Origin of the sequence: Streptomyces sp. NPDC050704 (assembly GCF_040654355.1) — a bacterium.
Lineage (GTDB): Bacteria > Actinomycetota > Actinomycetes > Streptomycetales > Streptomycetaceae > Streptomyces.
The window spans coordinates 20,455-41,280 of record NZ_JBFAHW010000018.1; the positions used below are offsets into that span (position 1 = coordinate 20,455).

Below are 20,826 nucleotides of genomic sequence, written 5' to 3' on the forward strand. Positions count from 1 at the left end.
CAGGTCCAGGGCGAGAAGGCCGGCGGTCAGTCCTGGTAGGTGACGCCCAGTTCGGCGAGCCTGGCACGGAGCCCGTAGTAGTCGACGCCCAGCGTCCCGGAGCGCAGGACCTCGCGCGTCGCTGCCTCCTTGGCGATCCGCTTCTCGGCGAGTTCCGCCGCTTCTCCGGCCTCGGCGAGGGGCACCACGACCACGCCGTCGTCATCGGCGACGATGACGTCACCTGGGTGTACGGACACCCCGCCCAGCGTCACGGGCACGTTGACCGAGCCCGGGGATGCCTTCACCGTGCCCTGGGCGGACACCGACCGGGCCCAGACGTGGAAGCCCATCTCCCGCAGCTCGGCGGTGTCGCGCACCCCGGCCGCCGTGACCAGCCCGATGACGCCCCGAGCGGCGAGGGAGGTCGCCAGCAGATCGCCGAACATGCCGTCGGTGGACGGCGAGGTGGTCGTCACCACGAGGATGTCGCCCGGTCGGCAGACCTCGACGGCGGCATGGATCATGAGGTTGTCCCCTGGGTGGGAACTCACCGTCACCGCCGGGCCGGCTATGCGCGCGTTCCGCTGGTTCGGCCGCAGACCGGTCCCCGCGAAGCCGCGGCGGCCGATGGCCTCGTGGACCGTGGACACCCCGGCCTGCGCGAGCCGCGCGACGACCTCGGCGGTGGGCCGGGTGATGTTCCTGACGACGAGATGGCGGTTCGGCACGTCTCCTCCGGCTTTCTCCAGGTTCGGTGCCAGGAGAATTCCCTACGTCAGCAGTATTGTCAACAATAACGTCAGCGATATTGTGACATCTGCGGGACCAACTTCCTTCGTCCCGCACTCCTCTCGCGAAAACAACCCTGCGGAACCGGAGCTCGTACGGCACCGGTCGACGCACCCCTTCGCACTCGATCCCAAGGAGCTCCTCATGACCCACGACACGTCCACTCCGCCCGAGGGCGCGCTGCTGGTCGTCAGCGCGCACGCCGGCGACTTCGTCTGGCGGGCCGGTGGCGCCATCGCGCTGGCCGCCGAACGCGGTCAGCGTGTGAAGGTGCTGTGCCTGAGCTTCGGCGAGCGCGGCGAGTCCGCCCGGGCCTGGCGCGACGGCCTGCGCCTGGACGAGATCAAGGAACTGCGCCGCACCGAGGCCACGAACGCCGCAGCCGCGCTGGGCGCGGAGATCGAGTTCCTCGACGCCGGGGACTACCCGCTGCTGGAGACACCGGAGTTGGTGGACCGCATCGTCCGCGTGTACCGGGAGGTGAGCCCCGCGGTCGTCCTCACCCACACCCTCGCCGACCCCTACAACGGCGACCACCCGGCCGCCGCCCGCATGGCACTCCAGGCCCGCGTGCTCGCCCAGGCGATCGGCTACGACGCGCCCGGCGAACCGCTCGGCGCTCCCCCTGTGTTCTTCTTCGAACCGCACCAGCCGGAGCAGTGCGACTTCAAGCCCAACGTCCTGCTGGACATCACTCCGGTCTTCGACAAGAAGCGCAAGGCCATGGAGCGCCTGGCCGCCCAGCAGCACATGTGGGACTACTACACCGACCTCGCCAAGCGGCGCGGCGTCCAGCTGAAGCGCAACGCCGGCCCCAACCTCGGCCTGCCCCACACGACCATGGGCGAGGCGTACGTGCGGCTCTACCCCGAGACGACGGGAGTGCTGGCATGACGTCGGCGACGCACATCTGGGTGCCTTTCCGCGACACGTCCCTGTTCGTGGGGTTCGCGCGGGGGGCCGACGACCCGGACGGCTCCCCGGTTCACCAGGAGCTGCTGACCGACGTCGTCCCGTCGAACGGCGTCACGCGGGACGACCGTTACGGCGAACCTCTGTGGCGGGTCGACGCCGAACATCTGCACGCCGTGGTGGAGGCCCTTTGGACCACGGACCACCCGCTGCACATCCATCTCGACCAGACCCCGCGGCACGGCCGGGGGCCCGGTGGGCGCGACGAATGACGTAGGGGGGGCGTGACCTTCCTCCGTCCGGGTCCGGTCATTAGCGCGATGACCTGCGCATTCCCCGCGACTAGCGTCGAACGTGCCACCGCGCCACCGACCGTGCCGAGGAGATGACGCACATGACGAGCCCGTCGACCGCCGCCCTGGACGCGCTCCCGCTCGGGACGGCCGCAGCCGCGACCAGCCCGGCGCCACTTGAGACCGAGTACGACGGCACAGTCACCGTCCTGTCCCGGCGGACGGCGGCGGACGGTGTCACCTCCTTGCTGCTCGCACCGCACGACGGGGTACCCCCGCCGCGCTGGCAGCCGGGCGCGCACATCGACGTGGTTCTCCCCACAGGCGCCGTCCGCCAGTACTCGCTGTGCGGCCCGGCGGACGTCACCGACTGCTGGCGCATCGCGGTGCTGCGGGAGCCCGACGGACGCGGCGGATCCCAGTGGATCCACGACAACGTCCGCGAGGGAAGCGAGCTGCGGATACGCGGCCCGCGCAACAACTTCCCGCTGCGGCAGGCCAGGCGGTACCTGTTCGTCGCCGGCGGCATCGGCATCACCCCCCTGCTGCCGATGATCGCCGAGGCCGACGCGGCCGGGGCCGACTGGTCCCTGCTGTACGGGGGCCGGAGCCGCGCGTCCATGGCGTTCCTGTCCGAGCTGGAGGGCTACGGCGAGCGCGTGACCGTACGGCCGCAGGACGAGTACGGCCTGCTCGACCTCGCCGGTCACCTCGGTGAACACTCTCCTTCCACCCTGGTGTACTGCTGCGGCCCGGCCGGGCTGATCGATGCGGTCGAGGCCCACTGCGCCACCTGGCCGGCGGGATCGCTCGACGTGGAGCGGTTCGCCGCGGCCCCGGGGCGGCACTCCGGTGACGGCGAGGGCGACGAACCGTTCGAGGTGGAGCTGCGCTCGTCGGGGGTGACGCTCACCGTGCAGCCGGGACAGTCGGTGCTCAGGGCCGTGGAAGCGGCGGGCGCACCGGTCATGTCCTCCTGCGAGGAGGGCATCTGCGGTTCCTGCGAGACCGCCGTCCTGGCGGGCGAGATCGACCACCGGGACTCCCTGCTCACCGATGACGAGCGGGCCGCCGGCGACACCATGCTGATCTGTGTCTCCCGCGCCCGCGGCGGCCGCCTCGTCCTGGACCTCTGACCGGACTTCTGACCGGATTTCTGAAAGGAGAGAGCCGCCATGCTCACTCAGCACGTCCGCAACGGCTGGTACCTGGGAGCCTGGTCCGACGAGATCGGCCGGTCCCTCACGCAGCGCTGGATCACGGACCTCCCGGTCTGCTTCTACCGGCTGCCCGACGGAACCGTCACCGCGATCGAGGACCGCTGCCCCCACCGCAAGTACCCGCTGTCCCAGGGGCACTTGGACGACGAGGGCATCCTCCAGTGCGACTACCACGGCTACCGCTTCGACGGCCAGGGCGTGTGCGTCGGGGTCGCCGAGCAGGCCGACCGGCCCAAGGCGGCCCTGCGCCGCTTCCCGCTGGTCGAGCGGGACGGCGTCATCTGGATCTGGCCCGGTGCCCCCGAACTGGCCGACGAGAGCCTGCTGCCCGACACCTCGTGGCTCACCGATCCCGACTGGACCCACGTGCACGGCGTCGTCCCGCTGAAGGCCCGGCACCTGCTGCTCCTGGAGAACCTGCTCGACCTCACCCACGAGACGTTCCTGCACCCGACGAGCATCGGCAACGCCGCCGTCGCCGCCACCCCGATCGACGTGACCGTGGACGGCGACCGCGTCGGTTTCAGCCGCCGGATGGTCGGGATCGAGGCCCCGCCGTTCTACGAGAAGTCCTGCGGGCTGACCTCTCCGGTGGACCGCTGGCAGGACGGCGACTTCTACCCGCCGGGCATCTTCGTCCTCAACATCCGCGTTGCGGCCACCGGGACCGAGGAACCGGACGGCTTCCACATGAAGGTGCTGTACGGGATGACGCCGGGGCGCGGCAACGAGACGCACGACTTCTACGCCCTGGGCCGCGACTACCTCATCCACGACGAGGAGTTGACGAAATTCCAGCACGAGCAGCAGCTCGCGGTGATGCAGGAGGACGTCGACGCCCTGGAGGCACAGGAGGTGATGTACGCCACCGATCCGGGCGGCAAAGCCGAGTCCAGCATCAGGTCCGACCTCGCCGCACTGCGCGGACGCCGCGCGGTGGCGAAGATGCTGGCCCGCGAACAGCAGGGTGACAGCGCCCCGCGCACCAGGGCATCCGCATGAGCGGCCGCCACGTCTTCGTACTCCTCCACGGAGCCTGGCACGGCGGCTGGGTCTGGCAGCGCGTGGCACCGCTGCTGCGCGCGGCCGGGCACGAGGTGCACACGCCCACGCTGACCGGGGTGAGCGACCGTGCCCATCTCCTCAGTCCGCAGGTCGGGCTCAGCACGCACGTCCAGGACGTGGTGGCGCTGATCGAGGCCCACGACGCCCGGGACGTCGTACTCGTCGGGCACAGTTACGCCGGCCAGGTCGTCACCGGCGTCGCGGACCGCGTCCCGGACCGCCTGGCCAAGCGGGTCCATCTCGACGCCTTCGTCGGCGACGACGGGGACGCGGCGATCGACCTGCTGCCCGCTCAGGTCGCCGGGCACTACCGGGAGTCCGTGTCCGGGCCCGGCTTCGGCTGGCTCATCCCGGTGCGCTCGCTGAGCGTGCTCGGCGTCGATGACCAGGCGGACCTCGACTGGCTCGGTCCCCGGCTGACCCCGCACCCGTGGCTGACGTACACCGAGCCGCTGCGGCTGACCGGCAAGGCGGACCAGGTCGCCGGTGTCTTCGTCGAATGCACCGACTGGATGCGGGTGTTCACCCCGCACGCCGAGCGTGCCGCCGTCCGCGGCTGGCCGGTCCACGAGATCGCCACCGGACACGAGGCCATGGTCACGGCCCCCGGTGAACTGGCCGAACTGCTGCTGGAGATCGCCGCAGCCTGACCCCCGTGAAGGAACGCCCGTATGGAATTCCTCGTCCGTACCGAGAACACCCTGCCTCCGGACACCCCCGACGACATCCGCGAGTCCCTGCGCAACAGCGAGCGTGAACGGGCCATGCAGCTGCGGGAGGCGGGCATCCTCAAGCGACTGTGGCGGGTCCCGGGCCGGGGCGCCACGATCGGCCTGTACGAGGCGGCCGATCCGGCGGAGCTGCACGACGCCCTGGTCTCGCTGCCGATGTGGAAGTGGATGGACATCACCGTGGAAGCGCTCGCCACCCATCCGCAGGAGAAGGCACCGTGACGGGTTCGGACGGCGACGGCTCCCGGGTCGCGGTCGTCACGGGCGCTGCGGGTGGCCTGGGGAGCGCCATCGTCCACAGGCTGGCCGCGGACGGGTTCGCCGTCGCCGCACTGGACATCGCCGAACCGGACGGTACGAGCGGGGTCGTCCCCGGGGTACGGCACTGGCGCTGCGATGTCAGCGACCCGGCGGCGACCCGCCGGACGGTGGACGGGATAGTCCAGGCGTACGGCGGTGTGGACGTCCTGGTCAACAACGCCGGTCTGCTGTCCGGCCGGGCCAGTCTGCTGGAGACCACCCCTGAGGAACTCCACCGCTTCTTCGACGTCAACGCCGTCGGCCCGCTGCTCATGGTGCAGGCGTGCGTGCCGTGGCTGCGCGAGAGCCCGTACCGCGGGCGCGTCGTCAATGTGGCGTCCCGCACCTTCTTCACCGGCGCGCCGGGCCAGATCGCCTACGTGGCAGGCAAGGGCGCGCTCATCGGCATGACCCGGGTGATGGCGCGCGAACTGGGCGAGCACCGGATCACGGTCAACGCGGTGGCGCCCGCCCAGGTCGCGACCCCCGGGACCCGGGCGCACTCGGGCGACGAGCTCTTCGCCGCGACCATGCGACGGCAGGCGATCAAGGAGTTCGTCACCCCGGAGCACTTCGCGGGGCTGGTCTCGTATCTCGCCTCCCCGGACGCGGTCATGGTCACCGGCCAGACGCTCGTCTGCGACGGCGGCGGACTCCTGCACTGACCGACACCGCACACCACGGAAGGAGAGCAACGGGATGTCGTCCAGCAGCACGCCGAAGGTCCCCGGCACCTACGTCTTCGACGCCGCGGAAAGCCGCCGCGGACAGGCCCTGAACCGGCTCTGCGGTTCGCTCAAACACGCCGAGAACCGGGCGAAGTTCAAGGCCGACGAAGCCGCCTACTGCGACGCGTACGGCCTCACGGCCGAGCAGCGGGACGCCGTCCTGCACCGGGACTGGAACCGGATGATGGAGCTGGGCGGCTCCATTTTCTACGTCTTCAAGCTCGCCATGGTCGACCAGAAGTCCATGCAGTACCTCGGCGGTGTCTTCACCGGCATGACCACCGAGGAGTTCGCACAGGCGCTCGAAGCGGGAGGGCGGAGCTTTGGCTGAGGTGATCTGGGGACTGGCCACCTCGCACGTGCCGTCGATCGGTGCGGCCATGGACCACGGAAAGACCGACGATCCGTACTGGAAGCCACTGTTCGACGGGTACGCGCCGGCGCGTGAGTGGATGGCCCGGCACACCCCCGACGTGGCCGTCGTCGTCTACAACGACCACGCCAACGCGGTCGATCTGAGTGTCACGCCGACCTTCGCGGTCGGCACGGCCCCGTCGTACACAGTGGCCGACGAGGGGTGGGGGAGCCGCCCCGTCCCGGTCGTCACCGGCGCCCCGGAGTTCTCCGACCACCTCGTCGAGAGCCTCGTCGACGCGTCCTTCGACATCACCGTGTTCCAGGAACTCGACGTGGACCACGGTCTGACGGTGCCGTTGTCGGTGTACTGTCCCGACCCCGGTGAAAGCTGGCCGTGCGCGGTGGTCCCCCTTTTGGTGAACGTCATCCAGTACCCGCAGCCGACCGCCGCCCGCTGCCTGGCCTTGGGCCACGCGCTCGGCGCGGCGATCCGGTCCTTCCCCGAGAACCTCAAGGTCGCCGTCTTCGGCACCGGAGGCATGTCCCACCAGCTGGCGGGCGCCCGGGCGGGACTCATCAACCAGGACTTCGACCGCATGTTCCTCGACGCGATCGAGCACGACCCTGAGAAGCTGGCGGCGCTGACCCGCGAGGAGTACATCCGCGAGGCCGGCTCCGAGGGCATCGAACTCATCATGTGGCTGATCATGCGCGGTGCGCTGGGTCCCCGGATCCGCCGCGTGCACGAGACGTACCACGTGCCCGCGTCGAACACCGCGGCCGGGATGGTGCTGTTCGAGAACCTGAGCGCTCGTTGCTGACGGCTGTCCGGTGGCTCATGCGCCATTCTCCACATCACCGCCGGGAGCCGCTGACTTCCTTCTGCGTCTGCGACCGTCGTGCGGCGGGCCCCTCGTGCTCGTGGAGCACGAGGGGCCCTTTCATCACGCCGTCAGCCCAGTCCGGCCAGCGCCTTCGCCACCGCGCGGTGCTCGATCCAGCGCGCCGGGGCGCCGTCCGGCGGGTCGACGATGGCTTCGTCGATGCCCAACGCGGCGTACTCGGCGAAGCCGTCGAGCGTGGTGACGATCTGGGCCAGCAGCCCGGGATGACGGTACGTCACCCCGGTGACGAGCAGGCCGAGCCGGGTCGTCGAGGTGCAGGCCGCGAGATGGCCGAGGGTGGTGTGGCCCTCCAGCATGGGCTCCGTCGCGGTGAGGCCGTACGCCTCCATCTGGAAGTAGTGGTCCATGACGGAGAGACGGCTGATGCCGGTCTCCTCCGCGGCCGCGCCCGCTCAGCCGGCGCGGTAGCGGAGTCCGTCGAGGAGCAGATCGAGCATGCGGCCCGCGCGGTCGCGCAGCCCCTTGTCGGTGGTGATCAGCAGGATGCCGCCGAGGCTGAAGCCGACGTCGAGAGGGTCGACGTCGGAGCGCAGGACGCCCGCCTCGGCCCCGGCTTTCAGCAGCGTGCTGATGGCCGTGCTGATCCGGTCCAGGCTCTCGGCGAACGGGTCCGAGTCACCGGAGGCGATGACGGCCTTCAACGCGTCCGCCATGCCCTGCTTGGTGGCCAGATAGTCGATGAACCGGTCCATCCACACCCGCATCGCCTGGTCGGGCGGGTACTGAGCCAGCAGTTCCTCGGCGCTGTCACAGACCCGCGCGACCTCGTTGCGGTATGCGGCCTCAAGCAGGGCCTCCCGGGTGGGGAAGTGCCGGTACAGCGTGCCGATGCCCACACCGGCCTCTTTGGCGATGGCCTCCAGCGACGCGTCCGTGCCCCGCTCGGAGAAGGCGCGTACAGCCACGTCGAGCAGGCGTTGCCGATTGCGGCGCGCGTCGGCACGCAGTCCGCGTGTGTTGCCGGTCACAGCATTCCTTCCTCCTGGACAATCGGAGGCCCCTCCGCTTAAAGTTCAAGCAAAACGGAGGAGCCTCCGATTTTTGATCGTAGCAAACCGGGAGCACGTGCCGACATGACCACGAGCACACGCATCACCACCCCCTTCCACGCCGGATCCACGGCCGCCGACGTCATCGCGGGCACGGATCTCACCGGCCGCCGCGCCGTCGTCACCTCCGCACCGGCCCGGCACCAACACCGGGGTCGCCGCGCACGCCGTGGACCCGGAGGTGGCCGCGCGCCTGTGGCAGGTCTCCGAGCAGCTCCTGGCCTGACCTCCCATTCCATATTCCATCAACTCCCTTTTCCCGCTGGAAGGTTCTCGTGTCCAAGACCTGGTTCGTCACCGGCTCGTCCCGCGGCTTCGGCCGCTCGTTCGTCGAAGCCGCGCTGGATCGCGGAGACTCGGTCGCCGCGACCGCGCGGAACACGGAGTTCCTGGCGGACCTCGCGATCACCTACGGCGAGCAGTTGCTCGCACTGTCCCTGGACGTCACCGACAAGACCGCCGCGTTCGACGCGGTCCACAAGGCCCACGCACACTTCGGCCGTCTGGATGTCGTCGTCAACAACGCGGGCTACGGCCACTTCGGCATGGTCGAGGAGCTGACCGAGGCGGAGGCGCGCGACCAGATGGAAACGAACTTCTTCGGCGTCCTCTGGGTCACCCAGGCCGCGCTGCCGCTGCTGCGCACCCAGGGCGGCGGCCACATCGTCCAGGTCTCCTCCGTCGGCGGCGTGCTCTCCTTCCCCAGCCTCGGTGTCTACGCCGCCTCCAAGTGGGCGGTGGAGGGACTGTCCGAGGCCCTGGCCGCCGAGGTCGCCGGGCAGAACATCAAGGTCACCCTGGTCGAGCCCGGCCCCTACCCCACCGACTGGCCCGGCGCCTCCGCGGTCAACTCCGAGCCCGACCCGCTCTACGACGGAGTCCGCCAGGCCCTGGCCGAGGGCCTGGACCTGTCCGACATGGGCGACCCGAAGGCCGTCGGACCCGCCCTGCTGACGATCGTGGACGCCGAGAACCCGCCGCTGCGGGTGTTCTTCGGCAGGCCGCCGATCCAGCTGGCCAAGGACCACTACGCGCGCAAGCTGGCCACCTGGGCCGAATGGGAGCACGTCTCCCTCGCCGCCCACGGCTGACCCCATGGCATTCATGACCCAGGGGACTTTCTGCCCTATTGCTTGAACTTTCAAGATCAACTATCCGATCGTCTGCCTCTCGGAGGAACCAATGGCACGCACCACACCCGGACGCTGGAAGCGCTGGCTGATCATCGGCATTGCCGCCGCCGCCCTCGTGGGCGTCGGAGGCCCGTACGTCTACATCAACTACATCCAGGACGACCCACCAGCCGCGCTGTCACTCGACAGTCCACCGGCCGCACCGGAGAGCACATCCGGCTCCGGCTCCGGCGATCAGGCGGGCCAGAACGTCGAGGGCAGCTGGCGGGTCGGGAGCGGCTCGCAGGCCGGCTACCGCGTCGACGAGGTGCTCTTCGGCCAGAACGTCACGGCCGTGGGCCGTACCGAAGAGGTCACCGGAGAGCTGGAGATCGAGGGCACCCGGGCTGCCAGCGGGAGCTTCACCGTCGACCTGGCCTCGGTGCGGAGCGACTCCGACCAGCGCGACGGCCAGTTCCGCGGCCGGGTCATGAACACCGAGCGGTACCCCAACGCCACCTTCGAGCTCACCGAGCCCGTGGACTTCGGCTCGGTGCCGGACGTGAACGAACAGGTCACCGGTAAGGCCACGGGGGATCTGACCATCCACGGCCAGACCAACTCCGTCACGTTCGACCTCACCGCCCAGCGCACCGCCGACGGCTTCCGCGTGAACGGCTCGATCCCCGTCACCTTCGCCGACTACGGCATCGACGCACCGAACTTCGGCGGGATCACCGTCGAGGACGAGGGGACCGTCGAGTTCCTCCTCGCCTTCAGCCCCGCGTGATTCCGCCGCCCACGGCCACCACGTAACGCATCGCTCATCGCACCCGTATTGGAGAACACCGTCATGAGCAAGACCCACTTGTCCAGGAGGACCGGCGCCGCTCTGCTGGCCACGGCGACCATCGCATCCATGGCCGGATTCGTGCCCGCCGCCACGGCGTCCGCTCCCGCCTCCTCCCTGACCGTCGCGGACTCCCGGCAGGCGAACCCCCACGCCGAGGAGCGCAACAAGCGCGTCGCCGTCCACGTGCTCAGGCAGCTCTTCGAGGAAGGCAACCTCAGCGTCGCCGACCAGTACATCCGTGCGGACTACATCCAGCACAACCCGGCGGCCCGCGACGGCCGGGAGGCCATCAAGAACTTCATCCGCGACTGGACCGCGCGGTTCCCGGACCACGTGTACAACGTCAAGCGGGTCCTCGCCCAGGGCGACCTGGTCATGGTCCACTCCAACCCGGTCTACGAGCCCGGCACCCGCGGTTCGTCCGTGGTCGACATCTTCCGCTTCGACAAGAAGGGCATGATCGCCGAGCACTGGGACGTGGTCCAGGACGTACCGGAGACCACCGTCAACGGCAACGACATGTTCGGCACGGTCAGCCGGCCGCGCACCAACCAGCCCGGCCCTCGCTGGATGACCCCCTTCAGCCAGAAGGTGGCCACCGCCTACTTCGACACACTCCTCGTCGACAAGAACCCCGACGCGGTCAGGTACCTGACGCCGGAGTACTACCAGCACAACCCGACCATCCCCAACGGCTCGGCCGGCCTGCGCGAGCAGTTCACCAACTTCTTCCAGCAGTTCCCGAACCTGATCGTGGAACGCAAGCGCGTCATCGCCCAAGGCGACCTCGTGGCGATCCACGCCCACTACCGCCTCAACCCCGAGGACCGCGGCCAGGCCGTCGTGGACATCTTCCGCGTCGGCAAGGACGGCAAGATCCTCGAACACTGGGACTCCGTCCAGGTCGTGCCGTCGAGCCCTCCCCTCAACGACAACACCATGTTCTGAGCCGATTCCACCACGAGGGCTTGCTATAACCATCGGAAGAACAGGAAGCCACTGGTGGCACGGTTCGGTGGGATCCCACTCCAGCGGCAGCGGTCGGCGGGAATCGCCGGCCAGTGCCTCATGTCCGTGCTCTCGCCGACCTCGCGCTTGCCAGGTGGCGGCCTTCGACCGGGCGCGCGTAATGCCGCACCGGCGTCGCAAGACCGTTGTGGCCTGCGATACCTGCCATGACCGAATCCACTCAAGGCGGCCTGCCAATCCATTTACGCAGTAGTCGCTGGAGGGCCGGATGACCGGGAAACCGTCATGTCCGGTTAGGCGGGAGGCCGCGCGGAGCAGGACCTGCCACGGCAGGCACCTCGCCGCGCGGCCGACCCAACCTCCCGGCTGTCGGGCTACCGCCGACTCGGCCCCCGCTACGAACGCCACTCCCGCAACTACCTGGCCTTTCTCGGCCTCGCCGCGCTCGTCATCAAGCCGTCCGAGGTGACCCCCACCCCCACCTTCACCCTCCGCCTGGCCGAACTCTGGACCCGCGACGTGGGCCGAGCCCACCGCAAGCGGCATCAGAAGCGCCGGTACCTGAATTTGTTGATACCACCTGCGGTCTTCCTGGCAGCACTGATCGCGCTGACTTTGGTGCACTTCGCCTGGCTGGGGACCCCGCTCGAGGTGGGGAACGACACCAATGGCAACTGCCCCTGGACAATGCCCCGCACGGCGGCAGTCTCACAGTCCCAGCACTGCCCGAACCGGCCAAGTGCGGCGACGGCACGGACGCGATCGTCACGGCCTGCCTGGTCAACGGTTCGGGCAGCGGCTGTCCCGTCGGGCGAACGCCCTACGGCATCGTGTGGTCGATCGGCGCCATCCGCTCGATCGACTGCCGGGTGAGCCGCATGGCCTCGATGAGTTCCTCGGTCCTCGCGGGGTTGAGCCGGTCGATGGGGATCGAGCAGCTGATCGCGTCGATCGGAGGCGTGGTGAACCGGAGTGAGAATCCGTAGCAGACGACGCCGACGAAGTTCTCCTCGTTGTCGGTGGCGTATCCGCGCTCGGCGGTGGCCTGCAGGTCCTTGATCAGAGCGTCGCGGTCGGTGTGGGTGTTCGGTGTGAGGGGCTTCAGCGTGTCGGGGACATGGTCGGCCAGGTCGGTGTCCAGCCGCTCGGCGAGCAGCGCCTTGCCCAGTGCCGTGCTGAAGGCCGGGAGCCGGCGGCCGACCCGGCTGAAGGGGCGGAGGTACTGGCTGGATTCGTGCGTCGCCAGATAGACGATGTCCGTGCGGTCCAGTCGCCCGTAGTGGATGGTCTCGTCGAGCCTGGCGCTCAGGTCGTTGATCAGCGGCTGGACGATGCGCAGATAAGGGTCCGCGTCCAGGTAGGTCGTCCCCGCGAGGAGGGCTCGGATGCCGACGCTGTAGAGCGTGCCGGAGGGATCGGTGCGGACCCAGCCGTGCTCCGTCAGTGTTCGCAGCAGAGCGTAGACGCTGCTGCGTGGGGCGCCGAGGGCCTCGCTGAGTTCTCGCAGCCGGGCGGGCCGGTTCTGCCGCGCGGCCAGGAGCTCGAGCAACTCGACCGTACGGGCTGCCGACTTGACGCCCCGTACGCCGCTGACCGCCTCAGGCTCACTCATCGCCACCCCTTCCGAACGCACTCGAAGAATTCTTGCACCGATGCTTGACGGTTATCAGCCATGTAGCCATGCTCTCCATCACAAGACAACTGTCTACATACGAAGACAGGTGGCGCGCATGGAGACGACTCGGGATATCGAGCGTGACCGCGAGACGGCGGATCGGCTGCGCAAGGGGATGGCGCAGGGTGTCCTGTCCTTCCCGCTGACATCCTTCGACGCCGAAGGCGGCCTCGACCTCGACGGCTTCCGCACCCACCTGGCTGCGCAGCTCGCCGCCGGCCCGGGTGCCATGTTCGTCGCCTGCGGAACCGGTGAGTTCTTCTCACTGTCCGCCGAGGAGTACCACGCCGTCGTACGCACCGCCGTCGAGGTCGTGGCGGGACAGGTCCCGGTGGTGGCCGGCGTCGGGTACGGCTGGTCGCTCGGGCTGCAGTTCGCCCGGCTCGCAGAGGGGGCCGGCGCGGACGCCGGGCTGCTCATGCCGCACTACCTCATCTCCGCCCCGCAGCGCGGATATGTGGACCATGTCCGCGCGGTGGCGGGCGGCTCGTCCCTTCCCCTGATCGTCTACCAGCGCGGGCAGGTGAAGCTGAGCACAGCCGCGGCAAGGGAACTGGCCACGGTCGACGGCGTTGTCGGCCTCAAGGACGGGCACGGCGACCTCGACCAGATGCAGCGGCTGAGGCTGGTGGCGCCAGGCGACTGGCTGTTCTTCAACGGCGTGGCCACCGCCGAGATGCAGGTACGGGCGTACGCGAGCATCGGCATCCCCGCCTACTCCTCGGCGGTCCACGCCTTCGCACCCGAGATCGCGGGCGCCTTCTACGCGGCGCACCGGGCCGGAGACCACCCAAGAATGGAACACCTGCTGAGGGAGTTCTACCTGCCCCTCGTCGAACTGCGCGACCAGGGCACGGGCTACGCGGTGTCCCTGGTCAAGGCGGCGGCCCGGCTCCGCGGAGCCCCGGTCGGCCCGGTCCGCGCGCCCCTGATGGAACCGGCCCCTGACCACCTGGGGCAGCTCGAAGCCCTCCTGCACACCGGCCTGGCGCTCGCAACGGACAGGTGAGGAAGTGAGGGACCGTCGTGCTCAGCAGCGCGCCTCGCATCGTCAAGGTGACCGTCACCCCCATCCTCATCAGTGACCCGCCGCTGTTCAACTTCCTTGGTGCGCATCAGCCGTACACACCCGGCAGCCTCGTCGAGACGACGCCGCAGTGCCACGACCGCGACGACGTGGTGGCCGTGCGGCGCAAGCACCCCGACTGGACGCAGCCACCGCGCCCGCGGTGGTGACCCCGGCCGGCCAGAACCCCACGCATGAAGGAGAACAATGATGTTCCAGGCCCGACTGCGCCAGGGCCGGCACCTTGCCGGCGCGGCTGTCTGCGCCGCTGCGCTTCTCACCCTGACCTCGTGCGGAGGGGTCCAGGGCGGCGGGGGGAGCGGCGAAGACGCCGAGAACTATCCCACCAAGACCGTGGAGTGGACCGCGCCTTCCGACCCGGGCGGCAGCACCGACCTGATATCGCGCGCCGCCGCCAAGGCGTTGGAGGACCCCCTGGGACAGTCCGTCGTGGTGGAGAACAAGCCCGGCGCCAACGGCGCCGTGGGCGGCAAGGAGATCCTCGGCCGCAAGTCCGACGGCTACAGCCTGGTCATGCTCTTCCAGTCGCTCATGTCGATCGGCCCGCACACCGTCGTCGACGATGACCCCATCGAGATGTCCGACATGGACGTCATCTCCGGGCTGACCGTGGAGGACTACGTCCTCGTCGTCCCGGCGAAGTCGGACATCGAGACCCTCGACGACCTGCTCGCGAAGAAGTCGGTCAAGTACGGCACCACAGGCGCCGGTACCGGCAGCGAGCTGGCCCAGGCCCTCCTCTTCGGCAACGCCGGCGTCAAAGCCGGCGGCATCCCGTTCGACGGCGGCGCGCCCACTGTGACCGCGCTGCTGGGCAGCCAGGTGGACGTCGGCGCCGTCCATGTGGCCGAGGCCGCTCCCCATCTCACGTCCGAAAAGCTGCGTCCACTGGCGGTTTTCGCCAAGGAGCGCATCGACTTCCTGCCCGACGTGCCCACCGCTGTCGAGTCCGGCCACGACGTCGTCGTGGACCAGCGCCGCTGGGTCGCCGGCCCGGCTGGACTGCCGGACAACGTCGTCTCCGAGCTGCGAGCGGCGCTGAAGAAGGCCTTCAAGGATTCGGAGTACGGCAAGTTCCTGGAGAACAACTACATCGGCCGCTGGGAGGCCTCGCCGGACGCCGTCGTCAAGCAGGTCGAGACCGCCAAGATGCGCTACGGCGAGCTCATCGACAGGTTCGATCTGGACCTGAAGGGCGAGGGCTGACCATGAGGACCCAGGCACGACTGGGGGCGCTGGTGCCGCTCGGCATCGGCGCCCTCGCCGCCCTTGCGGCCGTATCGATGGGCCTGGGATCACCCGCCGACCCCGGTCCCGGTCTGTGGCCCCTGATCGTGAGCCTCGCCATGGTGACGCTGTCCGCCTCGCTGCTCCTCAATCCCGGCGCGGACACCGAGCAGGAACCGTTCAGCCGGCAAACCACCGTGGTGGCCCTGGGGGCCCTGTCGCTGGTCGTGTACACCCTGCTCATCGAGCAGGTGGGCTTCGAGGTGATGACCGTACTCCTGCTGGTGCTGTGGATGCGCGGCTTCGGCCGGGACAGCTGGCGACTCAGCCTGGCCGTGGCGCTGGCCGGGTGTGCAGCGTCCTATCTGCTCTTCATCGTCGCGCTGGACGTCTCGCTGCCTCATCTCGTCGCGTTCTGATCCCTCGACACCTGTGAGAACCCGATGGACTTCCTCGCTCCCGCACTGGACGGCTTCGGCGTGGTCTTCGAGCCGCAGAACCTGCTGTACTGCCTGATCGGGGTGACCCTCGGCATGCTGGTCGGCGTGCTGCCGGGCCTCGGCCCGGCCGCCACCATCGCCATCCTGCTGCCGGTCACCTACACCCTCGAACCGGCCTCGGCGATCATCCTGCTCGCCGGCATCTTCTACGGCGCCCAGTACGGCGGCACGGTCACCTCGGTGCTGCTCCGCCTGCCCGGAGAGGCGTCGACGGTGGTGACCGCCATCGACGGCCACGAGATGGCCCGCACGGGCCGGGCCGGGTCGGCGCTCGGCATCGCCGCGATCGCCTCCTTCATCGGCGGCACCGCAGGCATCGTCGCGCTGACCGTGGCGGCCCCGTTGGTGGCGGGCTGGGCTCTGGCCTTCGGCCCGCCGGAGTACGCCGCGCTCGCGCTGCTCGGCATCCTGATGATCTCCACCCTGAGTACCGGGTCCCTGCGCCGCAGCCTCCTTGCGGGCAGCATCGGGCTGCTGCTCGCCACCGTGGGCCGCGACCCGCTCCTGGGCAGCGAGCGCTACACCTTCGGCAGCGACCAACTCGCCGACGGGCTCGACTTCGTCATCCTCGCCATGGGCCTGTTCGGCATCGGCGAGATCCTGCACAGCCTCGAACGCCTCCGCCAGGGCGCCCCGCCGAAGCCCCGCGTCGGCCGGGCCCGGCCCAGTCGGGCGGAGTTCCAGGAGTCCAGGTGGGCGATCGCCCGGGGGACAGTGGTGGGCTTCTTCCTCGGCATCCTTCCCGGCGGCGGCGCCACGATGGCCTCGATGGTCGCGTACACGGTCGAGAAGCGCTCCTCCAGGACGCCCGAGCGGTTCGGCAAGGGCGCGATCGAGGGGGTCGCGGGCCCGGAGGCGGCCAACAACACCGCCGCCACCTCCTCGTTCATCCCGCTGCTCACCCTCGGCATCCCGGCCAACGCGACCATGGCCGTCATGTTCGGCGCCCTGCTGCTGGCGGGCGTGACCCCGGGCCCGCAGATGATCGACGAACATCCCGAGGTGTTCTGGGGCGTCATCGACTCCATGTACATCGGGAACCTGTTCCTGATCATCCTCAGCATGCCGCTGATCGGGCTGTTCGTCCGCGTGCTGCGCGTCCGGGCCAGCATCCTGGCGCCGCTGACCGTGCTCATCACCATGATCGGCGTCTACACGATCCGCTCCAGCATGTTCGACATGCTCGCCGTGGTCGTGCTCGGCGTCGTCGGCTACCTGATGAAGAAGGTCGGTCTGCCTCCCGGCCCGCTCGTCCTCGCCTTCGTGCTCGGCAACCTGCTGGAGACAGACTTCCGGCGCTCGATGCGGATGTTCGACGGCGACGTGACCGGCTTCCTGGGCCGCCCCGTCTCCGCCACGCTGCTCGCCTTCGTGGTCGTCTTCACGGTCGCCGTGCCCCTCCTCAGCCTCCGCAAGAAGCTCCGGCCCCCCGCACCTCCCGACACCCCCGCGCCCGTCCCCCACCCCGACACCACGACCACCCCGGAGCGAACCCCGGACCACCCCCGCACGGCGGCCGAACCCGGCGGCCCCAGCGAGGAGCCACAGCATCCGGGCTGAGCCCTGGACCGGGCCAGGCTGCTGCAGGGCACTGGTGTACTGGGCGATGACCGCGGTGATACCGCGTCGGCTGACCGGAGCGACCGCGCCGTCCTGGCACACCGTATGACCGGCGATCAGCTCACCCTCGGCGCGGTGCCGGCACGACTGGAGGAACGGGAGCGGGAGATCATCGCGCAGGCCGACGCGGCCAAGGAGCGGATCGCGGAGCTTTACAGGCTTGCGGTGCATCCGGAGGACAAAGCATGAGGAGAGCAGCATGCGGGCCTGGAACCGGTTGTCCCTCGTTCCAGGCGTTTCCTCCTGCTGGTCGCGGAGGTGCCGTCGGCTCGGCGGTCTGGCCGGGAGTAGCGGCAGGTCCGAGCGGTTACCGAAGGACGTAGCTCTCGATGTGGTCGATCACCGTCGATACGGCATGTCGGTATGCGGTGCTCGATCGGCGGACCTGGGACAGCAGCATGCCGCCTCGGATGGCGGCCGGCAGGGCGGTGGCCAGTGCGGTGACGTCGGCGCGCTCGCTCAGCTCGCCGCGAGCCTGCATGCGGGCGAGCCCCGACCTGATGGGCACTTCGAGGCGACTGGTCGCTCAGGTGCGTCAAGCCGAAGCAGGAGGGTACTTCGCTGCCCGTGCGTTCGGCGGAAAGAAAACGAGTGCCGAAAGGGGTAGGGCGGGCGCTTCGGCGGATCGACTGTCTCCGTAGACCACCCGTGTCCTGCAGATTGCCTGCCTGACTGGTTGAGGGATCTCGCGTTTGCCGGACAGGCGTCTGACCGCCGTGCGGCGATCCGGCGTGATGGGCCCGGGGCGAACTCCACGTCGGATGCGGAAGCCGCTGCACGGCGCCCGGCGCCGAAGTCCGCCAGGCGCTCGCCGCCCTGCGCGACGCTTGCCACCAGGCCCGTGCGGCGCGGGCCCGTCCGACCGGGCACAGGCCGAGTACGACCAGGTCAGCGCTCAGCCCGGAGGCCCGCGGGTTGTAGATCCGGCCTCGGTCGGAGGTGCCGCGCGCCGAGACGAAACCGCCTGTGCTCCCACGCGATGTCGCCTACCAACTCGACCGTCACGTCCGGAGCGAGTGGAGTGTGCTCGAAGCCGAGGCACCCCGGCCGGAACTCGCCGCCACCAGAAGTGGCGGACAAGCGGTCCGGGGCTGCCTGGTAGGCGGGCCGCTGGTGCTCCGCTCAGATGACGTTGACGGTGTCGAGGAAGCGGGCGGCGAGGTCGGTGTCGCCGGTGACCGCCACGTCACTGTCGCGCCAGGACGAGCGCTGCGTGCCCCAGTCGGGGAAGGCCAGTGCGGGAGCGGTGACGTGCGCCGCGACCGCGCCGTCGGAGGGAGCCAGGCCGCCCGCCTCGTCGAACCACCAGGTCCCGCCGCCGGGACCGGTGAGCGTCAGGGCGACGCGGGCGTCGAGCCCGGCGACCGGTGCCTGCGCGACCTGATTGCTCAGTACGGCGATCATCCATGTCAGGACCGCGCGCATCCTGTCCGCATCGGTGGACGGCACGGGCCGGCCGAGCGCCGGGGCCATGTCGTGGCGCAGGTGGGTGTGGTGGTCGAAGACGAGTGCGCCGCCGATCATCAGGGCCAGGGGGTGGCGGCCGAGATCGGCCAGCGGTGCTCGCACTCGGGCGGCGGGCGTGCGCCTGACGACGTCGAGGAGCGTGGTGGCTCGACGGCTGGCGCGCTGGTACTCGGCCATCACCTTGGCACGGCTCCACTCTCGCCGCCGGTCGACGGGGTCTTCGTTCGCCCGTTCTAGGCTGGCGGCGAAGCTCGCGCGCAGCCCGGCGGGTGTGTAGACGCCGCGTGCCGTCGCACCGATGTGGGCGACGACGTCGGCGATGCGCCATCCGTCCGCGGCGCTGGGCGCGGTCCATTCGTCGTCGGTGAGGCTGCTGGTGAAGTTCAGCATCTCGGTGCGTTCGGCGTGCAGGGCGGCGGCCATGTTCGGCAGGTCGGCGGGGGGCAGGCGCTTGCTCATGTCGTGGTCTTCTCTGGCGGCGAGGCGGGGCGGCGGATGGCCTGTACGGCCGTGTCGTAGAGGTCGAAGGTGTCGGCCTGCCCGCCCAGGCGCATCCACTCTTCTGTTGCGGCCTGGAGGCAGATGATCGCCGCGGCCGCGATCGCGCGCGCCTGCAGGGTGCGGTGGTCGGAGTCGGGCAGGCGCGGTTCGATCAGCGGTGCGAACAGGTCCTGCCAGCGGGCCTGCTTCTCGGCGTGGCCGGCGCGCAGGGATTCGTTGCCGAACAGCAGCGTGGTCATCTCGAGCCGGCGCTCGGCGGTGAGGTCGATCTCCTCGAGCACCTGGAACGCCGCACGCAGTGACGTCCACGGGTCCTCGTCGGCCGGGCGTTCGGCGAGCCGCGCGGCTATCAGTTCCCCTTGCTCGGACAGGCCGTTGAGGGCGAGGTCCTCCTTGTTGCGGAAGTAGTTGAACAGGGTCCGTTTGGAGACGCCCGCCGCGGCGGCGATCTCGTCGAGTGTCGTGTCGTCGTACCCCTTGGTCGCGAACAGTTCGAGGGCGGTTTTGGTGAGGAGCGCGCGAACCACCGAGCGGGTCTGTTCCCGGAGGGGCGTCGGTTTCTGGGCCATGCACCGATGGTACATCCTTTCGCGAGATGCAATCACTTGCACTCAGTGCAAGCATGTGCGTAGAGTGCAGCCATGAGCAAAATCGACTATCGCCGCCAGACCGTCATCGTCACCGGAGCCAGCTCCGGGCTCGGCGCAGAGTTCGCCCGCCAGCTGGCCCGGCGCGGCGCGGATCTCGTCCTCGTCGCCCGCCGCGCGGACCGGCTCAAGGACCTGGCCGACGACCTCACCCGCGCCCACGGCGTCACGGTGCACGTCGTCGCCCGCGACCTCGGCCAACCCGACGCCGGCCGCACCCTGCGCGCCGAACTCGAATCCCGCGGCATCCACGCCACCGGACTGGTCAACAACGCCGGCTTCGGCAGCCATAACGTCTTCACCGACGAGGACCCGGACCGCCTGCAGAGCATGATCGCGCTGAACGTCAGCGCCCTGGTCGACCTCAGCCGCGCCTACGTCGGCCCGCTGGCCTCCGCCGACACCGGCATCCTGATCAACGTCGCCAGCCTGCTGGGCTTCCAGCCGACCCCGTACCTGAGCGTCTACGGCGCCACCAAGGCCTTCGTCCTCAGCTTCACCGAATCGCTGTGGGAGGAAAACCGTGGCACCGGCCTGCGCGTCCTCGCCCTGTGCCCCGGCGCCACGAAGACCGAGTTCTACGACGCCGCCGGCAGCGACACGGCCGACTACGGCGCGAAGCGCGTCACCCCCGAACACGTCGTGAAGATGGCCCTCGACACGCTCGACCGCCGCTCCGCGCCCCCGTCGGTGATCACCAACGGCCGCCCACTCGCCCTCGCCGGCAAGATCCTGCCGCGCCGCGTGATCGTCCGGCTCATGGGCCGCATGGCCCGCCGCTAACCGCAGGCCGCCGCTCTCGGCGACCCGTTCCACGCCCGAGGCGGCACTGCTCCT

Annotated in this window: 25 protein-coding genes and 3 pseudogenes; 21 read left to right on the forward strand and 7 right to left on the reverse strand. The window is 69.7% G+C overall.

Features of this window, described 5'->3' with window-relative positions:
• Positions 1-26: 26 nt before the first annotated feature.
• Positions 27-710: a 4-carboxy-4-hydroxy-2-oxoadipate aldolase/oxaloacetate decarboxylase gene (locus AB0I18_RS12860; RefSeq protein ID WP_363105473.1), complete on the reverse strand. Its 684-nt coding sequence runs from the start codon at positions 708-710 to the stop codon at positions 27-29.
• A 205-nt stretch (positions 711-915) separates the two neighbouring features.
• On the opposite strand from AB0I18_RS12860, the gene AB0I18_RS12865 reads away from it, so the two are divergent.
• The 9 genes from AB0I18_RS12865 to AB0I18_RS12905 all read left to right on the forward strand — a co-directional run bounded on the left by AB0I18_RS12865 (position 916) and on the right by AB0I18_RS12905 (position 7,198).
• Positions 916-1,665: a PIG-L deacetylase family protein gene (locus AB0I18_RS12865; protein ID WP_363105474.1), complete on the forward strand. Its 750-nt coding sequence runs from the start codon at positions 916-918 to the stop codon at positions 1,663-1,665.
• Positions 1,662-1,955, forward strand: coding sequence for a hypothetical protein (locus AB0I18_RS12870; RefSeq protein ID WP_363105475.1), 294 nt, complete (start codon positions 1,662-1,664; stop codon positions 1,953-1,955). Before AB0I18_RS12865 ends, AB0I18_RS12870 begins: the two co-directional genes overlap by 4 nt.
• A gap of 122 nt (positions 1,956-2,077) precedes the next feature.
• Positions 2,078-3,112, forward strand: a complete 1,035-nt coding sequence (locus tag AB0I18_RS12875) for a PDR/VanB family oxidoreductase (protein ID WP_363105476.1) — start codon at positions 2,078-2,080, stop codon at positions 3,110-3,112.
• Between the two features lie 39 nt (positions 3,113-3,151).
• Positions 3,152-4,198: an aromatic ring-hydroxylating dioxygenase subunit alpha gene (locus tag AB0I18_RS12880; protein WP_363105477.1), complete on the forward strand. Its 1,047-nt coding sequence runs from the start codon at positions 3,152-3,154 to the stop codon at positions 4,196-4,198.
• Entirely contained in the window at positions 4,195-4,911 is a 717-nt protein-coding gene (locus AB0I18_RS12885; protein WP_363105478.1) for an alpha/beta fold hydrolase, read from the forward strand. Before AB0I18_RS12880 ends, AB0I18_RS12885 begins: the two co-directional genes overlap by 4 nt.
• Positions 4,912-4,932: 21 nt before the next feature.
• Positions 4,933-5,214 carry a muconolactone Delta-isomerase family protein gene (locus AB0I18_RS12890; RefSeq protein ID WP_363105479.1) on the forward strand — a complete coding sequence of 94 codons (282 nt, stop codon included), beginning with the start codon at positions 4,933-4,935 and terminating at the stop codon, positions 5,212-5,214.
• A complete protein-coding gene (locus AB0I18_RS12895) occupies positions 5,211-5,957 on the forward strand; it encodes an SDR family oxidoreductase (protein ID WP_363105480.1) in 747 nt (248 codons plus the stop codon). Before AB0I18_RS12890 ends, AB0I18_RS12895 begins: the two co-directional genes overlap by 4 nt.
• 34 nt (positions 5,958-5,991) lie before the next feature.
• Complete coding sequence (ligA, locus tag AB0I18_RS12900; protein ID WP_363105481.1) at positions 5,992-6,351, forward strand: protocatechuate 4,5-dioxygenase subunit alpha; 360 nt, start codon at positions 5,992-5,994, stop codon at positions 6,349-6,351.
• A gap of 1 nt (position 6,352) precedes the next feature.
• Positions 6,353-7,198, forward strand: coding sequence for a class III extradiol dioxygenase subunit beta (locus tag AB0I18_RS12905; RefSeq protein WP_363105557.1), 846 nt, complete (start codon positions 6,353-6,355; stop codon positions 7,196-7,198).
• Between the two features lie 251 nt (positions 7,199-7,449).
• On the opposite strand, the pseudogene AB0I18_RS12910 reads toward AB0I18_RS12905, so the two are convergent.
• Both AB0I18_RS12910 and AB0I18_RS12915 read right to left on the reverse strand, forming a co-directional pair.
• A pseudogene (locus AB0I18_RS12910) lies at positions 7,450-7,674 on the reverse strand (LLM class flavin-dependent oxidoreductase); the annotation flags it as partial.
• Entirely contained in the window at positions 7,675-8,250 is a 576-nt protein-coding gene (locus AB0I18_RS12915; RefSeq protein WP_363105482.1) for a TetR family transcriptional regulator, read from the reverse strand.
• A gap of 105 nt (positions 8,251-8,355) precedes the next feature.
• On the opposite strand from AB0I18_RS12915, the pseudogene AB0I18_RS12920 reads away from it, so the two are divergent.
• The 5 genes and pseudogenes from AB0I18_RS12920 to AB0I18_RS12940 all read left to right on the forward strand — a co-directional run.
• A pseudogene (locus AB0I18_RS12920) lies at positions 8,356-8,469 on the forward strand (oxidoreductase); the annotation flags it as partial.
• A gap of 137 nt (positions 8,470-8,606) precedes the next feature.
• Positions 8,607-9,422 (forward strand): SDR family oxidoreductase, encoded by an 816-nt coding sequence (locus AB0I18_RS12925; RefSeq protein ID WP_363105483.1) that lies wholly within the window; start codon positions 8,607-8,609, stop codon positions 9,420-9,422.
• 91 nt (positions 9,423-9,513) lie between these two features.
• Positions 9,514-10,233, forward strand: a complete 720-nt coding sequence (locus AB0I18_RS12930; RefSeq protein WP_363105484.1) for a YceI family protein — start codon at positions 9,514-9,516, stop codon at positions 10,231-10,233.
• A 63-nt stretch (positions 10,234-10,296) separates the two neighbouring features.
• Positions 10,297-11,244, forward strand: coding sequence for a nuclear transport factor 2 family protein (locus AB0I18_RS12935; RefSeq protein ID WP_363105485.1), 948 nt, complete (start codon positions 10,297-10,299; stop codon positions 11,242-11,244).
• 381 nt (positions 11,245-11,625) lie between these two features.
• Positions 11,626-11,715, forward strand: a pseudogene (locus AB0I18_RS12940) (IS5/IS1182 family transposase); the annotation flags it as partial.
• A gap of 370 nt (positions 11,716-12,085) precedes the next feature.
• Here AB0I18_RS12940 and AB0I18_RS12945 read toward each other — a convergent pair.
• Positions 12,086-12,877, reverse strand: a complete 792-nt coding sequence (locus tag AB0I18_RS12945; protein WP_363105486.1) for an IclR family transcriptional regulator — start codon at positions 12,875-12,877, stop codon at positions 12,086-12,088.
• A gap of 118 nt (positions 12,878-12,995) precedes the next feature.
• Here AB0I18_RS12945 and AB0I18_RS12950 point away from each other — a divergent pair, with 118 nt between their 5' ends.
• From AB0I18_RS12950 to AB0I18_RS12975, 6 genes are all read left to right on the forward strand, one after another.
• The gene (locus tag AB0I18_RS12950; RefSeq protein WP_363105487.1) at positions 12,996-13,949 is read left to right on the forward strand and encodes a 5-dehydro-4-deoxyglucarate dehydratase; all 954 of its coding nucleotides are present in this window, start codon (positions 12,996-12,998) and stop codon (positions 13,947-13,949) included.
• Positions 13,950-13,966: 17 nt separating this feature from the next.
• The gene (locus AB0I18_RS12955) at positions 13,967-14,176 is read left to right on the forward strand and encodes a hypothetical protein (protein ID WP_363105562.1); all 210 of its coding nucleotides are present in this window, start codon (positions 13,967-13,969) and stop codon (positions 14,174-14,176) included.
• 37 nt (positions 14,177-14,213) lie between these two features.
• Positions 14,214-15,233 (forward strand): tripartite tricarboxylate transporter substrate binding protein, encoded by a 1,020-nt coding sequence (locus AB0I18_RS12960; RefSeq protein WP_363105488.1) that lies wholly within the window; start codon positions 14,214-14,216, stop codon positions 15,231-15,233.
• 2 nt (positions 15,234-15,235) lie between these two features.
• Positions 15,236-15,673, forward strand: coding sequence for a tripartite tricarboxylate transporter TctB family protein (locus tag AB0I18_RS12965; protein WP_363105489.1), 438 nt, complete (start codon positions 15,236-15,238; stop codon positions 15,671-15,673).
• A 24-nt stretch (positions 15,674-15,697) separates the two neighbouring features.
• Entirely contained in the window at positions 15,698-17,314 is a 1,617-nt protein-coding gene (locus AB0I18_RS12970) for a tripartite tricarboxylate transporter permease (protein WP_363105490.1), read from the forward strand.
• A gap of 105 nt (positions 17,315-17,419) precedes the next feature.
• Positions 17,420-17,563 carry a hypothetical protein gene (locus tag AB0I18_RS12975; protein ID WP_363105491.1) on the forward strand — a complete coding sequence of 48 codons (144 nt, stop codon included), beginning with the start codon at positions 17,420-17,422 and terminating at the stop codon, positions 17,561-17,563.
• Positions 17,564-17,681: 118 nt separating this feature from the next.
• On the opposite strand, the gene AB0I18_RS12980 is transcribed toward AB0I18_RS12975, so the two are convergent.
• From AB0I18_RS12980 to AB0I18_RS12990, 3 genes are all read right to left on the reverse strand, one after another.
• Entirely contained in the window at positions 17,682-17,882 is a 201-nt protein-coding gene (locus tag AB0I18_RS12980) for a hypothetical protein (protein ID WP_363105492.1), read from the reverse strand.
• A 614-nt stretch (positions 17,883-18,496) separates the two neighbouring features.
• Positions 18,497-19,300, reverse strand: coding sequence for a maleylpyruvate isomerase N-terminal domain-containing protein (locus AB0I18_RS12985; RefSeq protein ID WP_363105493.1), 804 nt, complete (start codon positions 19,298-19,300; stop codon positions 18,497-18,499).
• Entirely contained in the window at positions 19,297-19,911 is a 615-nt protein-coding gene (locus tag AB0I18_RS12990; RefSeq protein WP_363105494.1) for a helix-turn-helix domain-containing protein, read from the reverse strand. Before AB0I18_RS12990 ends, AB0I18_RS12985 begins: the two co-directional genes overlap by 4 nt.
• 72 nt (positions 19,912-19,983) lie before the next feature.
• Here AB0I18_RS12990 and AB0I18_RS12995 point away from each other — a divergent pair, with 72 nt between their 5' ends.
• A complete protein-coding gene (locus AB0I18_RS12995) occupies positions 19,984-20,772 on the forward strand; it encodes an SDR family oxidoreductase (protein ID WP_363105495.1) in 789 nt (262 codons plus the stop codon).
• Positions 20,773-20,826 lie beyond the last annotated feature (54 nt).